The sequence below is a fragment of the Streptomyces purpureus genome (assembly GCF_014648195.1).
In the GTDB taxonomy this organism is placed as follows: domain Bacteria; phylum Actinomycetota; class Actinomycetes; order Streptomycetales; family Streptomycetaceae; genus Streptomyces; species Streptomyces purpureus.
Window position 1 is genome coordinate 37495 of sequence record NZ_BMQQ01000013.1, and the last position, 20379, is coordinate 57873.

At 71.1% G+C, this 20379-nt stretch carries 20 protein-coding genes and 1 tRNA gene; 10 read left to right on the top strand and 11 right to left on the bottom strand.

Features of this window, described 5'->3' with window-relative positions; genetic code table 11:
- The first annotated feature begins 144 nt into the window (after positions 1-144).
- The 3 genes from IEZ01_RS17945 to IEZ01_RS17955 all read left to right on the top strand — a co-directional run bounded on the left by IEZ01_RS17945 (position 145) and on the right by IEZ01_RS17955 (position 5039).
- Entirely contained in the window at positions 145-2505 is a 2361-nt protein-coding gene (locus IEZ01_RS17945; protein ID WP_189202577.1) for a ribonucleoside-diphosphate reductase subunit alpha, read from the top strand.
- 56 nt (positions 2506-2561) lie between these two features.
- The gene (locus IEZ01_RS17950; protein WP_019889312.1) at positions 2562-3569 is read left to right on the top strand and encodes a ribonucleotide-diphosphate reductase subunit beta; all 1008 of its coding nucleotides are present in this window, start codon (positions 2562-2564) and stop codon (positions 3567-3569) included.
- Between the two features lie 117 nt (positions 3570-3686).
- Positions 3687-5039, top strand: a complete 1353-nt coding sequence (locus IEZ01_RS17955) for an IS4 family transposase (protein WP_052185656.1) — start codon at positions 3687-3689, stop codon at positions 5037-5039.
- Between the two features lie 107 nt (positions 5040-5146).
- Here the strand turns inward: IEZ01_RS17955 and def are convergent, their stop codons facing one another.
- The 8 genes from def to IEZ01_RS17995 form a co-directional block, all read right to left on the bottom strand.
- The gene (def, locus tag IEZ01_RS17960) at positions 5147-5776 is read right to left on the bottom strand and encodes a peptide deformylase (RefSeq protein ID WP_019889311.1); all 630 of its coding nucleotides are present in this window, start codon (positions 5774-5776) and stop codon (positions 5147-5149) included.
- 61 nt (positions 5777-5837) lie between these two features.
- A complete protein-coding gene (locus tag IEZ01_RS17965) occupies positions 5838-6818 on the bottom strand; it encodes a tetratricopeptide repeat protein (protein WP_019889310.1) in 981 nt (326 codons plus the stop codon).
- Positions 6819-6932: 114 nt separating this feature from the next.
- Complete coding sequence (locus IEZ01_RS17970) at positions 6933-8207, bottom strand: HD-GYP domain-containing protein (protein ID WP_189202579.1); 1275 nt, start codon at positions 8205-8207, stop codon at positions 6933-6935.
- Complete coding sequence (locus tag IEZ01_RS17975) at positions 8204-9607, bottom strand: HD-GYP domain-containing protein (RefSeq protein WP_373287633.1); 1404 nt, start codon at positions 9605-9607, stop codon at positions 8204-8206. Before IEZ01_RS17975 ends, IEZ01_RS17970 begins: the two co-directional genes overlap by 4 nt.
- A gap of 111 nt (positions 9608-9718) precedes the next feature.
- Complete coding sequence (rsrA, locus tag IEZ01_RS17980) at positions 9719-10024, bottom strand: mycothiol system anti-sigma-R factor (RefSeq protein ID WP_019889307.1); 306 nt, start codon at positions 10022-10024, stop codon at positions 9719-9721.
- Positions 10021-10677 carry a sigma-70 family RNA polymerase sigma factor gene (locus tag IEZ01_RS17985; protein WP_019889306.1) on the bottom strand — a complete coding sequence of 219 codons (657 nt, stop codon included), beginning with the start codon at positions 10675-10677 and terminating at the stop codon, positions 10021-10023. The genes rsrA and IEZ01_RS17985 overlap by 4 nt, the downstream gene beginning before the upstream one ends.
- Before the next feature lie 231 nt (positions 10678-10908).
- Entirely contained in the window at positions 10909-11544 is a 636-nt protein-coding gene (locus tag IEZ01_RS17990; RefSeq protein WP_189202581.1) for an alpha/beta hydrolase family protein, read from the bottom strand.
- 40 nt (positions 11545-11584) lie between these two features.
- A complete protein-coding gene (locus tag IEZ01_RS17995; protein ID WP_189202583.1) occupies positions 11585-12400 on the bottom strand; it encodes an SOS response-associated peptidase in 816 nt (271 codons plus the stop codon).
- Positions 12401-12450: 50 nt separating this feature from the next.
- Here IEZ01_RS17995 and IEZ01_RS18000 point away from each other — a divergent pair, with 50 nt between their 5' ends.
- The 4 genes from IEZ01_RS18000 (at position 12451) to IEZ01_RS18015 (ending at position 15927) form a co-directional block, all read left to right on the top strand.
- Entirely contained in the window at positions 12451-13137 is a 687-nt protein-coding gene (locus IEZ01_RS18000; protein ID WP_189202585.1) for a M50 family metallopeptidase, read from the top strand.
- A gap of 28 nt (positions 13138-13165) precedes the next feature.
- Complete coding sequence (gene aroA, locus IEZ01_RS18005; protein ID WP_189202587.1) at positions 13166-14482, top strand: 3-phosphoshikimate 1-carboxyvinyltransferase; 1317 nt, start codon at positions 13166-13168, stop codon at positions 14480-14482.
- 4 nt (positions 14483-14486) lie between these two features.
- Positions 14487-15494: a ribosome small subunit-dependent GTPase A gene (gene rsgA / locus IEZ01_RS18010; protein ID WP_019889300.1), complete on the top strand. Its 1008-nt coding sequence runs from the start codon at positions 14487-14489 to the stop codon at positions 15492-15494.
- Positions 15495-15603: 109 nt separating this feature from the next.
- Positions 15604-15927, top strand: coding sequence for a DMT family transporter (locus IEZ01_RS18015; protein WP_019889299.1), 324 nt, complete (start codon positions 15604-15606; stop codon positions 15925-15927).
- On the opposite strand, the gene IEZ01_RS18020 is transcribed toward IEZ01_RS18015, so the two are convergent.
- Positions 15893-16525 (bottom strand): TetR/AcrR family transcriptional regulator, encoded by a 633-nt coding sequence (locus IEZ01_RS18020; RefSeq protein WP_189202589.1) that lies wholly within the window; start codon positions 16523-16525, stop codon positions 15893-15895. The two genes, IEZ01_RS18015 and IEZ01_RS18020, sit on opposite strands and share 35 nt — an antisense overlap.
- Positions 16526-16644: 119 nt before the next feature.
- Here IEZ01_RS18020 and hisN point away from each other — a divergent pair, with 119 nt between their 5' ends.
- Together hisN and IEZ01_RS18030 are read left to right on the top strand one after the other, a co-directional pair.
- A complete protein-coding gene (gene hisN / locus IEZ01_RS18025; protein ID WP_019889295.1) occupies positions 16645-17439 on the top strand; it encodes a histidinol-phosphatase in 795 nt (264 codons plus the stop codon).
- A 245-nt stretch (positions 17440-17684) separates the two neighbouring features.
- On the top strand, positions 17685-18086 hold the full coding sequence (locus tag IEZ01_RS18030; protein ID WP_019889294.1) for a CBS domain-containing protein: 402 nt from the start codon (positions 17685-17687) through the stop codon (positions 18084-18086).
- 61 nt (positions 18087-18147) lie between these two features.
- On the opposite strand, the gene IEZ01_RS18035 is transcribed toward IEZ01_RS18030, so the two are convergent.
- A complete protein-coding gene (locus tag IEZ01_RS18035; RefSeq protein ID WP_019889292.1) occupies positions 18148-19599 on the bottom strand; it encodes a catalase in 1452 nt (483 codons plus the stop codon).
- Positions 19600-19743: 144 nt separating this feature from the next.
- Here IEZ01_RS18035 and IEZ01_RS18040 point away from each other — a divergent pair, with 144 nt between their 5' ends.
- Positions 19744-20160, top strand: coding sequence for a Fur family transcriptional regulator (locus IEZ01_RS18040; RefSeq protein ID WP_028797954.1), 417 nt, complete (start codon positions 19744-19746; stop codon positions 20158-20160).
- Positions 20161-20312: 152 nt separating this feature from the next.
- On the opposite strand, the gene IEZ01_RS18045 is transcribed toward IEZ01_RS18040, so the two are convergent.
- A tRNA-Met gene (locus tag IEZ01_RS18045) sits at positions 20313-20379 on the bottom strand.

Here is a 20379-nt window from a genome sequence, read left to right on the forward strand (position 1 = left end):
GCGCCCGGTCCGTCCGTTCCGGGTGATGACGTCCGGGCCTCGCGGAATGGGCCGGTGGACGCCGCGCATCCGCCGTCACCGGTGTCTGCCCGCGCGCCCCGACTCCTGCCGCCGGCCCCGAGCCGAGCGAGGGAGAGCCCCCACGTGACCATCGCGCCCGCCGATCCGGCCTCAGCGATTGAGAACGACGGACCCGGGACCGTACTCCTGCGGACCCTGACCGACCTCACCGCCGATCTGCCCGACACCGACCCGGGACGGGTGGCGGCCGCCGCACTGCGCGGCCGGCACGCCGGTTCGGACGAGGCGGAGCTGCGGGAGCTGGCCACCGAGGCGGCCGCCGGGCTGATCTCCGAGGACCCCGCCTACTCCCGGCTCGCCGCCCGGCTGCTCACCCGCACCATCGCCGACGAGGCGGCCGGCCAGGGCGCCGTGTCGTTCTCGGCGTCGGTCGCGGTCGGCCACCGGGAGGGCCTGATCGCGGACCGTACGGCCGACTTCGTGGCGCTGCACGCGGCCCGGATGGACGCGCTGATCGACCTCGACGCCGACGACCGCTTCGGCTACTTCGGCCTGCGCACGCTCTACTCGCGCTATCTGCTGCGCCACCCCCTGACCCGCAAGGTGATCGAGACCCCGCAGCACTTCATGCTGCGCGTGGCCGCCGGTCTCGCCGAGGACGACTCCGAGCGCGCCCTGGACGAGGTCGCCGCGCTTTACCGGCTGATGAGCCGGCTGGACTACCTGCCCTCCTCCCCCACGCTCTTCAACTCCGGCACCCGCCACCCGCAGATGTCCTCCTGCTATCTGCTGGACTCGCCGCTGGACGAGCTGGACTCGATCTACGACCGCTACCACCAGGTCGCGCGTCTTTCGAAGCACGCGGGCGGCATCGGCCTGTCGTACTCCCGTATCCGCGCCCGCGGTTCGCTGATCCGCGGCACCAACGGCCACTCCAACGGCATCGTGCCGTTCCTGAAGACGCTGGACGCCTCCGTCGCCGCGGTGAACCAGGGCGGCCGCCGCAAGGGCGCGGCCGCGGTCTACCTGGAGACCTGGCACGCGGACATCGAGGAGTTCCTGGAGCTGCGCGACAACACCGGTGAGGACGCCCGGCGTACGCACAACCTGAACCTCGCGCACTGGGTCCCGGACGAGTTCATGCGCCGGGTCGGCGCGGACGGCGAGTGGTCGCTGTTCTCCCCGGCGGACGTGCCGGAGCTGGTGGACCTGTACGGCGAGGAGTTCGACGAGGCCTACCGCAAGGCCGAGGCGGCGGGCCTGGCCAAGAAGACCATGCCGGCCCGCGACCTGTACGGCCGCATGATGCGTACGCTCGCGCAGACCGGCCAGGGCTGGATGACGTTCAAGGACGCCTCCAACCGGACCGCGAACCAGACGGCCCTGCCGGGCACGGTGGTGCACTCCTCGAACCTCTGCACCGAGATCATCGAGGTCACCAACGACGACGAGACCGCGGTCTGCAACCTCGGCTCGGTCAACCTGGGCGCGTTCGTGCTGCCCGGGACGGGCGAGCTGGACTGGGAGCGCCTGGACGAGACGGTCCGTACGGCCGTGACGTTCCTCGACCGGGTCGTGGACATCAACTTCTACCCGACCGAGCAGGCGGGCCGGTCCAACGCCAAGTGGCGCCCGGTGGGCCTGGGCGCGATGGGCCTCCAGGACGTCTTCTTCAAGCTGCGGATGCCCTTCGACTCCGCCGAGGCGAAGGCGCTGTCCACGAAGATCGCCGAGCGGATCATGCTGGCGGCGTACGAGGCCTCGGCCGACCTCGCCGAGCGCAACGGCCCGGTCCCGGCCTGGGCCGAGACCCGTACCGCCCAGGGCGTGCTCCACCCCGACCACTACGGCGTGGAGAAGGCCTGGCCGGAGCGGTGGGAGGCGCTGCGGGCGCGGATCGCGAAGACCGGTATGCGCAACTCGCTGCTGCTCGCCATCGCGCCGACGGCGACGATCGCCTCGATCGCCGGTGTGTACGAGTGCATCGAGCCGCAGGTCTCCAACCTGTTCAAGCGCGAGACGCTCTCGGGCGAGTTCCTCCAGGTCAACTCCTACCTGGTGGAGGAGCTGAAGGAGCTCGGCGTGTGGGACGCGCAGACCCGTGAGGCGCTGCGCGAGGCCAACGGCTCGGTGGCGGGCTTCACCTGGGTGCCGGCCGAGGTGCGCGAGCTGTACCGCACGGCGTGGGAGATCCCGCAGCGCGGTCTGATCGACATGGCGGCGGCCCGTACCCCGTTCCTGGACCAGTCGCAGTCGCTGAACCTGTTCATGGAGACGCCGACGATCGGCAAACTGTCGTCGATGTACGCGTACGCCTGGAAGCAGGGACTGAAGACCACGTACTACCTGCGCTCCCGCCCGGCGACGAAGATCGCCCGCGCGGCCCGGGCCGCCACCACCGTCCCCGCCCAGCAGACGGCCGCCGACGCCGACGCGATCGCCTGCTCCCTTGAGAACCCCGAGTCCTGCGAAGCCTGCCAGTAATTCCCTCCCGCCACCCGACCACCACCCCTGGAGGACGGCGCTTCGCGCCGGCTGTTATGACTGACAAGAACCTGCTCGATCCGGGCTTCGAGCTGACTCTCCGTCCGATGCGCTACCCGGACTTCTACGAGCGCTACCGGGACGCCATCAAGAACACGTGGACCGTGGAGGAGGTCGACCTCCACTCCGACGTGGCCGACCTCGCCAAGCTCAGCCCGGGTGAGCAGCACATGATCGGCCGTCTGGTGGCGTTCTTCGCGACCGGCGACTCGATCGTGGCGAACAACCTCGTGCTGACGCTGTACAAGCACATCAACTCCCCGGAGGCGCGGCTGTATCTGTCGCGTCAGCTCTTCGAGGAGGCCGTGCACGTCCAGTTCTATCTGACGCTGCTCGACACCTACCTGCCCGACCCGGACGACCGCGCCGCCGCGTTCGCCGCCGTCGAGAACATCCCCTCGATCCGCGAGAAGGCGCAGTTCTGCTTCAAGTGGATGGACTCGGTCGAGAAGATCGACCGCCTGGAGACCCAGGCCGACCGCCGCCGCTTCCTGCTGAACCTGATCTGCTTCGCGGCGTGCATCGAGGGCCTGTTCTTCTACGGCGCGTTCGCCTACGTGTACTGGTTCCGGTCCCGGGGCCTGCTGCACGGTCTGGCGACCGGCACCAACTGGGTGTTCAGGGACGAGACGATGCACATGAACTTCGCGTTCGAGGTCGTCGACACCGTCCGCAAGGAGGAGCCGGAGCTCTTCGACGACACGCTCCAGCAGCAGGTCACGGACATGCTGAAGGAGGCCGTGGAGGCGGAGCTGCAGTTCGGCCGCGACCTGTGCGGCGACGGTCTGCCGGGCATGAACACCGAGTCGATGCGTGAGTACCTCCAGTGCGTCGCCGACCAGCGGCTCCAGCGGCTGGGCTTCGCGCCGGTGTACGGCTCGGAGAACCCGTTCGCGTTCATGGAGCTCCAGGGCGTCCAGGAGCTGACGAACTTCTTCGAGCGCCGGCCGTCGGCCTACCAGGTCGCGGTCGAGGGCACCGTGGATCTGGACGAGGACTTCTAGGTCCAACGCCGTTCAGTTAGGCGTGGAGGCTGTTCGTCAAGACCGGTGAACGAGGCAGCGGAGCTGCTGTAGAAGAGGGTTGTCCTCCAAGACATCCTCACCACAGGAGCTCCGCTGTTGGAACAGGCTGCCATATCGAGGTCGGGTGGGGTAGCGGCCGGGGTGTTCGCGCCGGGTCATATCGGTGAGCTGACCCGGATCGTGCCGTTCGAGATGGTCGACGAGGTGCTGGCTCGGACTGGTGCGGTGCAGCGCAGGGTTCGGCTGGTGCCGGCACGGGTGACGGTCTACCTGCTGCTGGCCGGAGCGCTGTTCACCGGGCTGGGCTACCGGCAGATCTTCGACCGGCTGTGTGCGGGGTTGGCGGGCCTTGCGCTGGCCCGGCCCAGCGGCAGCGCGTTACGACAGGCCCGCCAGCGGCTGGGACCGGCACCGATGAAAGCCCTGTTCGACCTGGTCAGGGGCCCTGCGGCCACGGCCGCGACGGCCGGGTGGTGGCGGGGTTTGCGGGTCGTGGCGGTCGACGGCACCTTGCTGTCGGTCCCGGACTGTGAGGCCAATCTCGCGGTGTTCACCCGGCAGCGGCTCGGCAACGGGATCTCGGGCTACCCGCAACTGCGGCTGGCCGCTCTGGTGGCCTGCGGGACCCGGTCGGTGATCGGTGCCGTGTTCGGTCCGGCTGCCACCGGTGAGCTGGAGTACGCCCGCCGCCTGGCGGTGGATCTACGGGCCGGGATGCTGCTGCTGGCCGACCGGAACTTCGCTGCCGCCGCACTGCTGAACCACTTCGCCGCCACCGGCGCGGACCTGCTGGTGCGCTGCAAGTCCGGCCGGAACCTGCCACCGGTGGCCCGCTGCCGGGACGGCTCGACACTGGCCCGCCTCGGAGCGCTGACCGTACGCGTGATCGACGCCGAGATCAGCATCCGCACCGCCCAGGGCACCCGCACCGGCCACTACCGGCTGCTGACCACCCTCACCGACCCGTCCACGCACCCGGCCGGCGAACTCCTCCGGCTCTACCACGAGCGCTGGGAGATCGAGACGGCCTACGCGGAGCTGAAGTCCACGATCCTGGGCGGACACGTCCTGCGGGCCCGCACCCCGGCCGGCATCGAGCAGGAGGTCTGGGCCCTGCTGACCGCCTACCAGGCCCTACGCACCGCAATGACGGATGCCACCGACAGCGTCCTGGGCACCGACCCGGACCGGGCCGGCTTCACCACCGCCCTCGCCGCCGCACGCGACCAGCTCGTCCTAGCCGCCGGCATCACCGCCGACACCGAGATCGACCTCGTCGGAGCCATCGGCCGCAACGTGCTGGCCCACCTCCTGCCCACCCGGCGGATCCGCACCAAAGACCGCATCGTCAAACGCGCGATCTCCAAATACAACGCACGCGGACCCGCCATCGACCGCACCACCTACAAAGCCACCATCAGCATCACCATGCTCACAAGCAGCCCTTGACGCCCCACACCCGCCCTTAACTGAACGGCGTTGCTTCTAGGTCCCGCCAAGAAGTGCACGAAGGGGCCCCGCTCGCACTGCGAGCGGGGCCCCTTTTCGTACGTACGTCAGTCGTTGGGGACGGTCTCGTACCGCGGGGTCCCCTCGGCCATCTGCTTCAGCGCGTCCTTGCGGTCGCGCTTGGAGAGCCGGTCGATGTACAGGTAGCCGTACAGGTGGTCCGTCTCGTGCTGGAGGCAGCGGGCGAAGTAGCCCGTGCCGCGCACCTTGATCGGGTTGCCCTGGGCGTCCTGGCCGTGGACCTCGGCGTAGTCCGGGCGGGCCAGCGAGGCGTACGCCGTCGGGACCGAGAGGCAGCCCTCGTTGGAGTCGTCCAGGATCCGGCGCTCGGCCGGCAGCTCCTGGAGCACGGGGTTGACCACGACACCGGTGTGCCGCACGCCCTCGTCGTCGGGGCAGTCGTAGACGAAGACCTTGAGGTCCACGCCGATCTGGTTGGCGGCAAGCCCCACACCCTCCGCCGCCTTCTGGCTGGCGAACATGTCGTCGATCAGCGCCGCGAGCTTGTCGTCGAACTCCGTGACGTCCTTGCACTCCTTGTGCAGGACCGGGTTGCCCACGACCGTGATCGGCCGCGCCGTACCGCGCTCGCGGTACGCGAGCTCACGCGCCTCGCAGTCCTCCGTGTCGACGACGAAGCCGTCGTTCACCTGCTCGTCCGTCTCCTGCTGCGCCATTGGGCCGCACGCCTTCCTCAAACACCCCAGTCAGTGGTCCCGTACAGCCTACGGCCAGCGGTCAGCAGACTTCTTCGAGATCCCGCCACTCACGACTGTCGGGGCTGTCCGCGACCCATCCGTCGAGCAGCCCGCGCACCAGACCGGCCGGCGCCGCGATGCCGCACTCGCGCTCGGGCACCCACAGCTCGCCCGGGGAGCGGTGGCCGAGCGGCCCCGGGTGGCCCGGTTCGCTGTGGTCGTGCGGGTCGAGGTGCTCGCCCTCGCCTTCGGCACTGGGCATGGTCGACTCCGAGCAGGCCCGGCACAGCAGCCGCACCGAGGAGGACCAGTCCTCCGCGGCGAACCCGGCGTCCGCGGCCAGCTGCTCAAGGGCGTCCCGGTCGGCCTCGGTCGCGGCCTCCAGGAGGACCACCCAGGTCGGCACGGGCGAGGGCGCCCACAGCTCGATCTCGTCGAAGACGGGGTACGAAGGCCCGGCGGAGGTGGTGCGCTCGCCGTGCGGGACACCGTCGTGCAGCACGACCTCGCCCCAGCGGCGGCCCGAGGACGGCAGCGGGATGGAGAGGACCTCCATCCGGGCCGGGTCGAGACGGCGGCCCCACACGACCTCGGCCTCACCCTCCGGGGAGAGCCGCACGGCCGCGCTGCCCAGGTCCATCCCGGCCGGCTCACCGGTGCCGGCGGAGGCTCCGGGGACCTTCAGGCCGTACGCCTGCCAGGCGCGGCGGGCCAGCGGCCAGTCCTGCAGGGCGGTGGCGGCGATCCCCACGTTCCACCAGTCGGGGGCGCCGGTCTCCTTGTCGAGCAGGGCGACCGCGCGCAGCCCCGCCGCGCGGGCCTGCTCCCAGTCGTGCCGGAACTTGTGCAGCAGCGCCAGGTTGAACCAGGACTCGGAGAGCCAGGGCTCCAGGTCCGCCGCACGCGTCAGCAGCGCGCCCGCGTCCTCGTACCGGCCGTCGCCGATCAGCGTGAACGCGCGGTCGGTGGCCTGCCGCCACGAGGCGGAGGGCCGATGCCGTACCTTCCCGAAGATCCTCACGATTCCCGCCTGCCGGTCGCTCGGGTTCAGGCCCGAGGGAACCCTCGACAACTCTGTCACCCTCTTGTTCGCATCCAACCATGCCCGGTCGGACGCCCGCTCATTACCCATGGGTTACCCAGGTCGACCGGGGGCGACGCCGCCCCGGGCCAGCACTCTGGCGAGGGACTCGACGACCTCGGGCTGGTAGTCCCGGGCGGTGCCGAGCCTGAGCCGTTCGAGTGCCTTCAGAGCGCCCGCCGCGGTGTCCCCCGCAAGATCGTCGTACGCGTTGACGGCGCGGACGATCCGGGCGGGCAGGGGCTGTTCTCGGTACGGGTCGGCCTGGCGTTCCACGACGACGGCGACGGCCGCGGGCACGCCGGTCTGGCGGACGACGGCCCCGCCCAGCAGCGCTATCCGCCGCTGCTCGGGGACCGGCAGGAGGGCGGTGGCACCCTCCGGAACGGGGTCGACGAGCGAGAGCTGACCGATGTCGTGCATCAGGGCCGCGTACTCCAGCACGGTCAGCTCGGCTCCGGACAGGCCCATCTCCCGGCCGACCGCCCCGCTGAGAGCCGCCACACGCCGGGCATGCCCCGCCGGGGTGTACCCGGCGATCTCGGTGGCGCGGGCGAGCGAGGCGATGGTCTGGCCGTTGACCTCGCGGACGGCGGCGTACCGGCGGAAGGCGAGCTGGGTGAGGAGGAGCGGTACGCAGAAGACGGGCAGCGCCCACAGTCCGGCGGCGGCGACCCCGAGGGCCATCACCGCGCCGGTGGCGCAGACCGCGGAGCCGATGCCGAGGAGGGCGCGCAGCTGGTCGCGGAGGAGCGGGCCGTAGGGGTAGCCGGTGCGGGCGCGCTGGATCACGGCGGCGAGGACGGCGTCGCACAGGGCGGTCAGCACCAGCAGGACCAGCAGGAAGAGGGCGTAGAGGGGGCCGTGGCCGATGTGCTGGGTGACGAGGCCGGTGTTGTAGAGCGGCTGGAAGCAGACGGCGGCGAAGCCGACGGTCAGCACCCGGCGGGCGACATGGTCGAGGGCGGGTTCGCGGCCCCGTGCGACATGGAGGACGTTCCCCGCGAGGGCCCCGGCCACGACCACCGAGACGACCTGGAGCACGCCGTGGGTGGTGGGCTCCCCCGCGCTCTCGCCGAGCAGGGCGTACGCGAGCGCCCCGGCGGCCCCGAGCGGTGCGGGCTCCTTTCCGCCCAGCTCGCCGGGGAGGGGCGCGGAGCCCCAGCGGGCGAGCTCGCCGACGGCGATGAGCACCCCGAAGGCGAGAGCGGTGCCCCGCTGGTCGACCCCGCACCACAGGGTGTGGCCGAGCCCGCCGGCGGTGAGGAGGGCGGCGGCTCCGTACACCACGGCAACCGGGGCCGCCACGCGCGCGTAGCGAGGGGTCATGGCCGGGCCCCGGGGTGCGGGGCGGGCAGCGGGGCGGGGGCAGAGGCGGGGGCGGCCGGCTTCGCGGTGGGCCGGGGTGGCGGAACGTTCCCGCTCGGTTCGTCGGCGGTGACGTCCGACTGCCAGCCGTGCCGGTCGAGGGCGCGGACCAGCGCGCGGACCATCCGGGGGTCGAAGTGGCTGCCCGCGCACCGCCGGAGCTCGGCGATCGCCGTGCCGACCGGCCGGGCCCGGGAGTAGCAGCGGGTGGAGGTCATCGCGTCGAAGGCGTCCGCGACGGCGACCACGCGCGCGAACTCGGGGATCTGGGTCCCGCTCAGCCCGTACGGGTAGCCGCTGCCGTCCATCCGCTCGTGGTGGTGGAGGATCGCCGAACGCGCCTCGCCGAGGAAGCCGATGCCCCGCACGATCTCGTGCCCGTACTCCGGGTGCAGCTGGATGATCCGCCGCTCCTCGGGCGTCAGCGGCCCGTCCTTGCGCAGCACCCGGGTGGGCACGCCCAGCTTGCCGACGTCGTGCAGGATCCCGGCGAAGCGCAGGACCTCCAGGCGTCCCTCGTCCATGCCCAGTTCGCGGGCGATGAGGACGGACGCCCGGCCGACCCGTTCGCTGTGGCCCCGGGTGTAGCGGTCCTTGAGGTCGACGGCCTGCACGAGCGCCCGGATGGTGGCCTGGTGCGCGGCCCATTCGCGGTGGTACTGCGCGAAGACCCAGCAGGTGATGTACATCGGCAGCAGCACGAACAGCGCGGCGACCGGCCCGTGGGCGCTGCGCCAGAGCACGGCCATCATCAGCCCGGCAAGGCCGTGCACGGCGTGCGGGGCGAGCGAGGGCCACAGCAGCCCCTGCCAGGCGGTGCGTACCGGCCGCCGCTCCGCCGTGACGCGGATGCCGCCGTCGAGCACCGCGAGGACGAGGCTGAAGGTGCACGCCGAGACCGCGGCGGGCAGCAGGACGTACGGGAAGTCCGGGGCGCCCGAGCCGCCGCCGAGGGCGGCCGGACCGCCGAGGAGCGCCGCGGCCTGCGCGGCGGCCCAGGCGGCGAGGGCGAGACGGCCGGCCCGCCAGATCCGGCGCGGCAGGGCCGGGCGCTGGTCGACCCGGGCAAGCAGCGCTCCGGGCAGGGCGACGGCCGCGGCCCCGGCGGGCGGCAGGAGCAGCGCGGCGGCGAGGAGTACGGGGAAGAAGGAGCCGGTACCGGCCGGCACCGACCCGACCTGGGTCCGGCCGAGGAACGGGCATCGGGCGGGCAGCTCGCAGGCGGCGTACAGCCCGGCCAGCAGGGCGACGGCTCCCCAGGAGCCGCGCGCGTCGGGCCCGAGGACGGGCAGCGCGCAGACCACGGCGCCGGCCACGACGCACCCGATGTACGCGCGGGCGGCTCCAGGAATCCCCATCACCCGCGTCACGCTAGCGACTTGGGCACAGCATCACGGCGGGTAACAGCCGATTAGCACCATCGGGTGATGGGGGCTGCTATGGCGCGGGGCCGGGGCCCGCGCGCCGCGCGCTCAGGTCTCCTGAGGCGTCGGTGCCGACACGTCGTGGTCGGGAACGATCTGCCCGGAGCGGATGAGGTCGATCCGGCCCATGACCTTGGCCCTGAGGTCGGTCGGCACGTCGTCCTGACCGCAGCACCGCTTGACCAGTTTCTTCACGGCCTGCTCGAGCCCGTACTTCTCCAGGCACGGGGAGCACTCCTCGAAGTGCGACTCGAACTTGGTGCAGTCGCTGTCGGGCATCTCATGGTCGAGGAACTCGTAGAGATGGTCGAGTACCTCACTGCAATCCGTCTCGTGCGGCTCTCCGCAGCTCATGAGCCCGAGCCTTTCAGATCGTTCGACGACTCTCCGGCGCCCGCGGGCACGAGCCCGCGGTCGCGGGCGTAGTCCTCGAGCATGCCGCGCAGCTGGCGGCGGCCCCGGTGCAGTCGGGACATCACCGTACCGATGGGTGTACCCATGATGTCCGCGATCTCCTTGTACGCAAAGCCCTCGACATCCGCCAGATAGACGGCGATGCGGAACTCCTCGGGGATCGCCTGCAGCGCTTCCTTCACGTCGGAGTCGGGCAGGTGGTCGAGAGCCTGCGACTCCGCCGACCGCAGACCCGTCGACATGTGGGACTCGGCCCGGGCGAGCTGCCAGTCCTCGATCTCCTCGGCGGCGCTGCGCTGCGGCTCGCGCTGCTTCTTGCGGTACGAGTTGATGAAGGTGTTGGTCAGGATCCGGTACAGCCACGCCTTGAGGTTCGTACCCTCACGGAACTGGTGGAAGGAGCCGTACGCCTTGGCGTAGGTCTCCTGCACCAGATCTTCCGCGTCGGCGGGATTGCGCGTCATGCGCAGCGCCGCGGAGTACATCTGGTCGAGGTATCCGAGAGCGTCCCGTTCGAAACGCGCATTGCGCTCGGCGGCCGTCTCCTCGGGGCCGTTGTCGGTCCCTGTGTCGGTCCCAGTGACCGGACCCACCTCCTCCAACGATGTGGCGGATCCGAATGCGGACCCACTCGATTCGGAGGATAGACGAGGAACCGCTCCGCCCGCCGCCCGAATAGGGGCGGTCTTGGCCGCGGGCAGCACCGTCCAGTCCAGGTCAGCGGTGCGCGAGCGGCTCGGGCAGATGGTCGAACTCATGCGACGGGCTCCCTCTCCAAAGCTCTTTCTTCCGATGCACCCGTTGCAACAGAAGGGCCGCTCGCATCATTCCCGGAGAGTTCCGATCCATTTCCGAACGCCTTCGGTGATCACACCGAGTGCGTCGTCCTGGGTGAGCGGGGCGCGCTTGGGCACGGCGAACGAGTGGTCGCCGAATGGAACCTCGACAAAGGTGTAGGTCCCATCGGGAAACTCCCCGGGCTTGCCGAAGGGGTCGTTTCCGCCCTGGACGACGAGCGTCGGCAGACCGGCGCCGAGGAGCTCCCCGGCGCGGGAGCTCTCCGGCCGGCCCGGCGGGTGCAGCGGGAAGCTGAGCGCGAGGACGGCCCGGGCCCCGAGCTCGGCCGCGGTGCGGCAGGCGACCCGCGCCCCGGCGCTGCGCCCGCCTGCCACGACCGGGACCGCGCCCTTCGCCAGGGCCGGCCACACCTCGCGCCATCCGGCGTCCAGGGTCTTGGGCGCGGGCGCCACCTTCTTCCCGGCCACCCGCCAGGGCATCTCGACGAGGGCGACGCTCACCCCGTCCGCGGGCAGCTCGGCGGCGAGGGCCTGGAGGTCGCGGGCCTCGGTCCCGCCACCGGCGCCATGGCCGAGGGCCAGCACGAGGCGCGGCTTCCGGGCGGGGTGCCAGGTGATGCGCGCGTCTCCGGTGCCGGTCGAAACGATCTCGCTCTTGGTCACGCCTCCATACTGCCGCGTGCCCGGCGGGCCGGGCCGGAGCTCAGAACAGCGTGCCCACCTCGGGGCCCTCCAGCTCCGTCAGGAGCTCCGGTCCGTTGTTGCGGACGTTGCTCACGGCGGTCGCGACCGGATACGCCCTCATCAGGCCCCCCGGGGGTGCCTGGAGCAGGTCGCGCAGCTCCTCGGGTTCGGTGCGCGAGGGGTCCAGCCACGCCGACCAGCGGTCCGGGGTCAGCATCAGCGGCATCCGCGGGTGGATGTCGGCGAGGGAGCCGGGGCCCTCCGCGGGGGCCACCCCGAGCGGCCCCTTCTCCGCCTCGGTGGTGATGACCGAGCAGGTCACCCACCACGCCGAGGGATGGTCGTCCGGCAGGGTCCGGTCGCGCCAGAACTCGTACAGACCGGCCATCGCGAAGACCGAGCCGTCCGCCGGGGTCACGAAATACGGCTGCTTGCGCGGCCGCTTCTTCCTGCCCTCGACCTCCAGCTCCCGCTCCTGGACGCCGGTCACCCACTCGTAGTAGCCGTCCGCGGGCAGAATGCAGCGCCGGGCGGAGAAGGCTCGCTTGAAGGAGGGTTTCTCGGTCAGCGTCTCGGCCCGCGCGTTGATCATGCGGGCCGCGCCCTCCGGGTTCTTCGACCAGGAAGGGACGAGGCCCCATTTCAGCACCCGCATCTGGCGAACCGGACGAGGTGAATCCGCGTCTTTCAGAGGGCGCTCCAGGATCGCGTAGACCTCTTTGGTCGGGGCCACGTTCCAGTCGGGTGCCAAAGTCTCCTCCGGCTCCCACTTCTCGACCTCGAAGAGCCCCACCAGATCCTCGGGCCGACGACTCGCTGAATACCGTCCGCACATACGTGCCACACTGCCACGATCCGCGCCGAGCCCAGGAGCCCGTCCAGCAAATGTCCGACGTCTTCGGCATCCAGCCCGCCCCCGAGCAGTGGCTCGTCCTCGCCACTGCGGCCGCCGCCCTGCTCGCGGTCGTGCCGCGCGCGATATGGCGGCTCTCCCGTAACGCGATAACCATCGCCCACGAGGGCGGCCACGGCCTGATCGCCCTGGTCACCGGGCGCCGGCTGGACGGCATCCGGCTGCACTCCGACACCAGCGGGCTCACCGTCAGCCGCGGCCGCCCCACCGGCCTCGGCATGATCCTCACGGCCGCCGCCGGCTACACCGCCCCGCCGCTCCTGGGCCTCGGCGGCGCGTGGCTGCTCTCAGCCCACAGGATCACGCTGCTGCTGTGGCTGGCCACCGCCCTCCTGCTCGCCATGCTGGTGATGATCCGCAACGCGTACGGGGCGCTGAGCGTCATCCTCACGGGTGCCGCCTTCCTCCTGGTCTCCTGGCTCACCGAGCCGGACGTGCAGTCCGGGTTCGCCTACACCGCCGTGTGGTTCCTGCTCCTCGGCGGGGTCCGGCCGACCTTCGAGCTCCAGGCCAAACGCCGCCACGGCGGCGCCCCCGACTCCGACGCCGACCAGCTCGCCCGGCTCACCCACGTACCGCCCTTGCTGTGGCTGTTCCTCTTCCACGCGGTGTCGCTCTGCTCGCTGATCGGCGGCGGGCGCTGGCTGCTGGGACTGTAGTGCGTGTGCCCCCCACTAAAGTGAGGGCATGACCGAGAGTTCCGTGCACCCCGACCTCTGGCCCGCCCCGTCCGCGAGCGGAGCCGTCACAGCGACCGTCACCGCGCCCGGGTCCAAGTCGGTCACCAACCGCGCCCTGGTCCTCGCCGCCCTCGCTGCGGAGCCCGGCTGGCTGCGCCGGCCGCTGCGTTCCCGGGACACGCTCCTGATGGCGGAGGCCCTGCGCACGCTGGGCGTCGGCATCGAGGAGGGCGTGGGCCCGGACGGCACCGGCGAGGCGTGGCGGATCATCCCCGCCCGGCTGCACGGCCCCGCCACGGTCGACGTCGGCAACGCCGGTACGGTGATGCGCTTCCTGCCGCCGGTCGCCGCGCTCGCCGACGGGCCGGTCCGGTTCGACGGCGACCGCCGCGCGTACGAGCGCCCGCTGAACGGTGTCATCGACGCGCTGCGCACGCTGGGCGCCCGGATCGACGACGACGACCGCGGCTGCCTGCCGATGACGGTGCACGGCGGCGGCGTCCTGGACGGCGGCCCGGTGGAGATCGACGCCTCTTCGTCCTCCCAGTTCGTCAGCGCCCTGCTGCTCTCCGCGCCCCGCTTCAACCAGGGGGTGGAGGTGCGCCACACCGGCGCCCGGCTGCCCTCGATGCCGCACATCCGGATGACCGTCGACATGCTCCGCAGCGTCGGCGCGCAGGTCGACGAGCCGGAGACCGGTGGCGAGCCCAACGTCTGGCGGGTCGCCCCGTCCGCGCTGCTCGGCCGCGATCTGACGGTCGAGCCCGATCTCTCCAACGCCCAGCCGTTCCTGGCCGCGGCGCTGGTCACCGGCGGCCGGGTGACCATCCCGGACTGGCCCGAGCGGACCACCCAGCCCGGTGACGCGCTGCGCGAGATCTTCACCGAGATGGGTGGCTCCTGCGAGCTCACCGACCTCGGCCTGACCTTCACCGGTACGGGCCGGATCCACGGCATCGACGTCGACCTGAGCGAGGTCGGCGAGCTCACCCCGGGCATCGCCGCGGTCGCCGCCCTCGCCGACTCCCCCTCCACACTGCGTGGTGTGGCCCATCTGCGCCTGCACGAGACGGACCGGCTGGCCGCGCTCACCAAGGAGATCAACGAACTCGGCGGCGACGTCACCGAGACCGCGGACGGCCTGCACATCCGCCCGCGCCCGCTGCACGGCGGGGTGTTCCACACGTACGACGACCACCGCATGGCGACCGCCGGCTCGATCATCGGACTCGCCGTGGACGGCGTCCGGATCGAGAATGTGGGGACCACCGCGAAGACCCTGCCGGACTTCCCGCAGATGTGGACCGGAATGCTCGAGGCCTGACGACATGCGCCGCTACGGCAAGCACACCGACGAGGACGACATCCGCCAGCGCCCCAACCCCAAGGGCAACCGGCCTCGTACCTCCATCCGCCCCAAGCACGAGGACGCCGCCGAGGGCATGGTCCTCACCGTGGACCGGGGACGGCTCACCTGCCTGGTCGACGACCGCGTCGTGATGGCCATGAAGGCCCGTGAGCTGGGCCGCAAGGCCGCCGTCGTCGGCGACCGGGTCGAACTCGTCGGTGACCTGTCCGGCAAGAAGGACACCCTCGCCCGGATCGTCCGCATCGGTGAGCGCACCTCGGTGCTGCGCCGTACGGCCGACGACGACGATCCCTTCGAGCGGGTGGTCGTCGCCAACGCCGACCAGCTCGCCATCGTCACCGCGCTCGCCGACCCGGAGCCGCGGCCCCGGCTGATCGACCGCTGCCTGGTCGCCGCGTACGACGGCGGTCTCGAGCCGCTGCTGGTGCTGACCAAGTCGGACCTGGCTCCGCCGGACCAGCTGCTGGAGATGTACGGCGCGCTGGGCGTCCCGTACGTGGTGACGACCCACGACGAGTTTGTGGACGGTGTGGCCGCCGACCGGGTACACGAGCACCTGAAGGGCCGTACCACCGCCTTCGTCGGGCACTCCGGCGTCGGCAAGACGACGCTGGTCAACGCGCTGGTGCCGAAGGACCGGCGACGGCTGACGGGCGTGGTGAACGCCGTCACGGGCCGCGGCCGCCACACCACCACCTCGGCCCTCGCCCTCCCGCTGAGCAGTGGGGGCTGGGTCATCGACACCCCGGGTGTGCGCTCGTTCGGGCTGAACCACGTCGAGCCGTCCCGGGTGATCCTCGCCTTCCCCGATCTCGTCGCGGGCACCGAGAACTGTCCGCGGGCCTGCAGCCACGACGAGCCGGACTGCGGTCTGGACGCCTGGGTGGAGGAGGGCCACGCCGATCCGGCCCGGCTGTACTCACTGCGGCGGCTGCTCGCGACCCGCGAACGACGCGAGGGCGACTGACTCGCGCACGTTTGCGGTTACCTCCCCTTGGTAAGTGCATACTCGCACCAACTGATCCAAGCGAGCCAAGCGAGACGAAGCAGTCACCGAGAGCGTGGGAGGACTTGAGATGGCGTGGCTGCTGGTGGTGGTCGCCGGTCTCCTGGAGACCGGCTTCGCGATCTGTCTGAAGCTCTCCCACGGTTTCACCCGCCTCTGGCCCACCATCGCGTTCGCCTGTTTCGCCATCGGCAGCTTCGGTCTGCTGACGCTGGCCCTGAGGCGGCTCGACGTCGGTCCGGCGTACGCGGTCTGGACCGGCATCGGGGCGGCGGGGACGGCGATCTACGGAATGGTCTTCCTCGGCGATCTGGTCTCCACCTTGAAGATCGTCTCGATCACGCTGGTGATCGTCGGTGTCATTGGCCTTCAGCTGTCGGGCTCGTCCCACTGACCCCAGGGTTCCCCCGATCGGCGGTCGCCCGGACGGCGGTACGGACGAGCTGACCGACCCCGTCCGCGCCGGGCGCGAGGACGTACGACAGCGCGAGGCGGACGGCCAGCTCGCAGCGGTACGCGTCGGCGGAGCCGTGCAACGCGGCCAGGGACCGGTCCCGTACCGCCTCGGCCAGCTCGGCCGGTGCGGGGGTGCCCGCGTCGGCACGGCGCTGGGCCGGGACGGCGACCGCGAAGGTGGCCCGGCGGGCCGGGCGGGGGGTGGGGAGACGTTCCTCCCAGCAGCCGGTGAGCAGGGCGCGCAGCAGTGGCCGGGTGTGCGCCTGGCCGACGATCCATTCGGCGACGTCGGCGAGGCGGTCGGCGGCCTCGGCCCGGTCTTCCGCGAGAACCCGGTCCACGCCGTACAGATAGGCGTCCGCCTCGCGCCGTACGAGGGCGCGGGCGAGCCCTTCCTTGCTGCCGAACTCGTTGTAGAGGGTCTGGCGCGAGACCCCGGCCCGCGCGGCCACGTCGACCATGCGGACGCCGGACCAGGGCAGGGTGGCCAGGGCCGCGAGAGCGGCGTTCAGCAGTGCCTCACGCGCTGTGGGCATCGTCGCCTCCCGACCGTGCTGCTGGACGCACGGTGTGTCTGCGCACAGAGTTGACGGACGGACACGGACTGTCAATAGCCCCCGGGAGTCGTCGTACCGCAGCGGGATAGGCTGCCGCCATGGCCGATTACCACGACGATCTCCGGCTGGCCCATGTCCTCGCGGACGCCGCCGACGCCGCCACGATGGACCGGTTCAAGGCGCTCGACCTGAAGGTCGAGACCAAGCCCGACATGACACCGGTGAGCGAGGCCGACAAGGCCGCCGAGGAGCTGATCCGCGGTCAGCTCCAGCGGGCCCGGCCCCGTGACGCGATCCTCGGCGAGGAGTACGGCATCGAGGGCACCGGTCCGCGCCGCTGGGTGATCGACCCGATCGACGGGACGAAGAACTACGTACGCGGGGTGCCCGTCTGGGCGACCCTGATCGCGCTGATGGAGGCCGGCGAGGGCGGCTACCAGCCGGTCGTCGGTGTGGTGTCGGCGCCCGCGCTGGGCCGCCGCTGGTGGGCGGCGAAAGGGCTCGGCGCGTACACGGGCCGCAGCCTGTCCGCAGCGACCCGGATCGGGGTCTCGAAGGTCGCCGAGCTGTCGGACGCTTCGTTCGCGTACTCCTCGCTGAGCGGCTGGGAGGACCGCGGCCGCCTCGACGGCTTCCTCGACCTCACGCGCGCGTGCTGGCGGACCCGGGCGTACGGCGACTTCTGGCCGTACATGATGGTGGCCGAGGGCTCGGTGGACATCTGCGCCGAGCCGGAGCTGTCGCTGTGGGACATGGCGGCGACCGCGATCGTGGTCCAGGAGGCGGGCGGCACCTTCACCGGCCTCGACGGCCGGCACGGCCCGCACAGCGGCAACGCGGCGGCCTCGAACGGCCTGCTCCACGGCGAGCTGCTGAGCTACCTGGGCGGCTGACCTTCAGCTGAGGCGGGCCGCCAAACGGCGCCCGGAGGCGCGACGAGCCACCGGGCGCCCGGATCCCGAGCCCCTCCACCGGCCCGCGCTCCCCAGGCGCATCCGGCGACGCACCCGGCGCCGCCGGGGACTCGCACGCCCTCTTGTTCAACCCGCGCGGCGCTGCCACTGTGAGAGTCCCCCCACTTGTGAACTTGTGAATCCGTTCTCTTGGGGGACGGTTCACCAAGGAGGTGGCTCCATTCATGCTCGTCCGTGACGCCATGAGCACGGTGGTCCTCACCATCGGACCCGCCCATACCCTCCGGCAGGCAGCCAGGCTGATGGCGGCGCGCCGCATCGGCGCGGCCGTCGTCCTCGACACCGACACCAGCGGGCTCGGGATTCTCACCGAGCGCGACATCCTCAACGCGATCGGCGCCGGCCAGGACCCCGACATCGAAACGGCCGGCAGTCACACCACCACCGACGTCGTCTTCGCGGCGCCCGGCTGGACCCTGCAAGAGGCCGCGGAAGCCATGGCACACGGCGGTTTCCGGCATCTGATCGTGCTCGACGGGGACGGCCCCGTCGGCATCGTCTCCGTACGCGACATCATCCGCTGCTGGACCCCAGCGCGGCGGCGCCCCGCCGCGCTGGCCGGATAGGCCGAGAGGGCCGGCCTCCCCCACAGGGGAGTCCGGCCCTCTCCTTCAACGGCAGGCGACCTCAGCCACGCAGGGCCTGGACCGCGGCCTCGAGCCGCTTGCCGAAGTCTCCGTCGGCCTGACGGAAGTTGTTGATCGCGCGCTCGACGATGTCGTCACGCGAGACCTTGGCGATGAAGCCCGACAGGTTCTCGACCAGGCGGCCCTTCTCGTCCTCCGACATCAGCCGGTAGAGGTTGCCCGCCTGGACGAAGTCGTCGTCCTCGGCGTGCACCGGGGCGGCGTGGTTGCCCGTGCCGCCGGTGACCGGGACCGGCTGCCACAGCGGACGGCCGGTCTGGTGCGGGCCGCCGAAGCTGTTGGGCTCGTAGTTCTTCGCGCCCTTGTGGCGGCCGTCGTAGAGGAAGCCGTCACGGGAGTTGGTGCGCGCCTCGGTGGCGTGCGGGCGGTTCACCGGCAGGTGGTCGGCGTTGATGCCGACGCGGTAGCGGTGGGCGTCGCCGTAGGCGAAGAGACGGCCCTGGAGCATCTTGTCCGGGGAGGGACCGATGCCGGGCACGAAGTGCGCCGGGCTGAAGATGGACTGCTCGACCTCGGCGAAGATGTTCTCCGGGTTGCGGTTGAGCTCCAGCTTGCCGATCTCGATCGGCGGGTAGTCCTCGTGCGGCCACACCTTGGTGAGGTCGAACGGGTTGAAGCGGTAGGTCGCCGCGTCGGCCGCGGGCATGATCTGAACCTGCACGGTCCAGGTCGGGAAGTCACCGCGCTCGATCGCCTCGCGCAGGTCGCGCTGGTGGGAGTCGGGGTCCTCACCGGCGAGCCGGTTGGCCTCGGCCTGGGTGAGGTTCTTGATGCCCTGGTCGGTCTTGAAGTGGTACTTGACCCAGAAGACCTCGCCGGCCTCGTTGTTCCACTGGTAGGTGTGCGAGCCGTAGCCGTTCATGTGGCGGTACGACGCGGGGATGCCGCGGTCGCCGAAGAGCCAGGTGACCTGGTGGGTCGACTCCGGGGACAGGCCCCAGAAGTCCCACACGTTGTCGGCCTCCTGCGAACCGGTGTACGGGTCGCGCTTCTGGGTGTGGATGAAGTCCGGGAACTTGATGGCGTCCTTGATGAAGAACACCGGGGTGTTGTTGCCGACGAGGTCGTAGTTGCCCTCTTCGGTGTAGAACTTCAGCGCCCAGCCGCGCGGGTCGCGCACGGCGTCGGCCGCGCCGAGGTTGCCCGCGACGGTGGAGAAGCGCAGGAACGTCTCGGTCTGCTTGCCGACCTCGGAGAGGAACTTCGCCCGGGTCCACTGCGAGACGTCGCGGGTCAGCGTGAAGGTGCCGTAGGCGCCCGCACCGCGCGCGTGGACGACACGCTCCGGGATGCGCTCCCGGTTGAAGTGCGCGAGCTTCTCGAGCAGCAGCTGGTCCTGGACCAGGACCGGACCGCCGACGCCCGCCGTCTCGCTGTTCTGGTTGTCGGCGACCGGCGCCCCGGCCTCCGTGGTGAGCGGTCCCTGCGTCACGTGCGCCTCCTGGTCATGTCCTGCAAGTCCTGTCCCTTGGCTAATGCCGTAGCCGATCGTACAATAGACATTGTCTAAGTCAAGTGAGCTTCCAAAGTCACACCTGTTCGGGACCTAGGTCCCTTGGCTGTTAGGCTGGTTCTCATGAGCGACCTGTTGGAACGACTGCGCGGACGCGGATGGCGGATGACCGCGCAGCGGCGCGTCGTGGCCGAGGTCCTCGACGGTGACCATGTGCACCTCACCGCGGACGAGGTGCACGCCCGTGCGGTGGAGCGGCTCCCGGAGATCTCCCGGGCGACCGTCTACAACACGCTGGGCGAGCTGGTCACCCTCGGCGAGGTCCTGGAGGTCTCCACGGACCGCCGTGCCAAGCGCTACGACCCGAACGCCCACCGTCCCCACCAGCACCTGGTGTGCGCCCAGTGCGGCGCCATCCGGGACGTCCACCCGGCGGGCAACCCGCTGGCGGACCTGCCGGACACGGAGCGCTTCGGCTTCACGATCTCGGCGGTCGAGGTGACGTACCGCGGCGTCTGCCCGAACTGTTCCGCCGCCTGAGCACAGACGCAGAAGAGGGGGCGTGCCCGGCGGGCACACCCCCTCTTCCTGTGGGCCTGGTGGCCGAAAACGCCGCCCAAGGGCCGCCCGAGATACGCAAGAAGCGACTCAGGGCCCGGATCCATAGGATCCGGGCCCTGAGTCTTCAGTAGCGGGGACAGGATTTGAACCTGCGACCTCTGGGTTATGAGCCCAGCGAGCTACCGAGCTGCTCCACCC

Coding starts and splice junctions, on each gene's coding strand:
- IEZ01_RS18015 (WP_019889299.1), top strand. CDS start 15,604: ATGGCGTGGCTGCTGGTGGTGGTCGCCGGTCTCCTGGAGACCGGCTTC.
- aroA (WP_189202587.1), top strand. CDS start 13,166: ATGACCGAGAGTTCCGTGCACCCCGACCTCTGGCCCGCCCCGTCCGCG.
- def (WP_019889311.1), bottom strand. CDS start 5,776: ATGGCGCAGCAGGAGACGGACGAGCAGGTGAACGACGGCTTCGTCGTC.
- rsgA (WP_019889300.1), top strand. CDS start 14,487: ATGCGCCGCTACGGCAAGCACACCGACGAGGACGACATCCGCCAGCGC.
- rsrA (WP_019889307.1), bottom strand. CDS start 10,024: ATGAGCTGCGGAGAGCCGCACGAGACGGATTGCAGTGAGGTACTCGAC.
- IEZ01_RS17995 (WP_189202583.1), bottom strand. CDS start 12,400: ATGTGCGGACGGTATTCAGCGAGTCGTCGGCCCGAGGATCTGGTGGGG.
- hisN (WP_019889295.1), top strand. CDS start 16,645: ATGGCCGATTACCACGACGATCTCCGGCTGGCCCATGTCCTCGCGGAC.
- IEZ01_RS18040 (WP_028797954.1), top strand. CDS start 19,744: ATGAGCGACCTGTTGGAACGACTGCGCGGACGCGGATGGCGGATGACC.
- IEZ01_RS17950 (WP_019889312.1), top strand. CDS start 2,562: ATGACTGACAAGAACCTGCTCGATCCGGGCTTCGAGCTGACTCTCCGT.
- IEZ01_RS18030 (WP_019889294.1), top strand. CDS start 17,685: ATGCTCGTCCGTGACGCCATGAGCACGGTGGTCCTCACCATCGGACCC.
- IEZ01_RS18020 (WP_189202589.1), bottom strand. CDS start 16,525: ATGCCCACAGCGCGTGAGGCACTGCTGAACGCCGCTCTCGCGGCCCTG.
- IEZ01_RS17970 (WP_189202579.1), bottom strand. CDS start 8,207: ATGACCCCTCGCTACGCGCGCGTGGCGGCCCCGGTTGCCGTGGTGTAC.
- IEZ01_RS18000 (WP_189202585.1), top strand. CDS start 12,451: ATGTCCGACGTCTTCGGCATCCAGCCCGCCCCCGAGCAGTGGCTCGTC.